Annotated in this window: 1 protein-coding gene; it reads left to right on the forward strand. The window is 57.5% G+C overall.

Annotated features, from left to right (window positions below):
• On the forward strand, positions 1 to 603 hold a 603-nt coding region (locus G9F50_RS20255), incomplete at both ends, for an SDR family NAD(P)-dependent oxidoreductase (RefSeq protein WP_165417788.1).

Genomic DNA, 603 nt, shown 5'->3' on the forward strand with positions numbered 1-603 from the left:
AGCCGATCCGGACGAGTCAGCATCATCGCTTCTTGCCAAGCTGAAAGAAAACCGGGCGCATCCTGAACAAGCGGAAATCCGTTATGAAGCCGGCAAACGTCTCGTCAGAAACTGGCGTCATCTGCCGGCCCCTCAAAGCGGCGCCGTTCCGTGGAAAGACGAAGGGGTCTACCTCCTCACCGGGGGAGCGGGCGGCATCGGCCTGATTTTCGCTGAAGAAATAGCCTCCCGCGTCAAAAACGCCGTCCTCGTATTAACAGGGAGGGCAGAAGTGCTTGATGAAGACCGCTCCGCCCGCTTACGGCGCTTGGAAGCGTCGGGTGCCCGCGTATTGTATCAACCGGTTGACGTGACAGACAGGGCGGCGGTCATCGCCCTCGTCCGCGGCATACAAGAGGAGCACGGAACACTCGACGGGATCATTCACGGCGCAGGCGTGATCGCTGACAATTACATTCTGAACCAGACAGAAAACGAACGGAAGACCGTCATGGCGCCGAAAGTGAAAGGGCTTATCAATCTTGACGAAGCAGCGAAAGATGTGCGGCTGGACTTTTTCATCCTGTTTTCTTCCTTGGCGGGAGGCATGGGAAATCCGGGGCA

The sequence above is a fragment of the Bacillus sp. EKM206B genome, assembly GCF_011066015.1.
Taxonomy (GTDB): domain Bacteria; phylum Bacillota; class Bacilli; order Bacillales; family Bacillaceae; genus Bacillus; species Bacillus velezensis.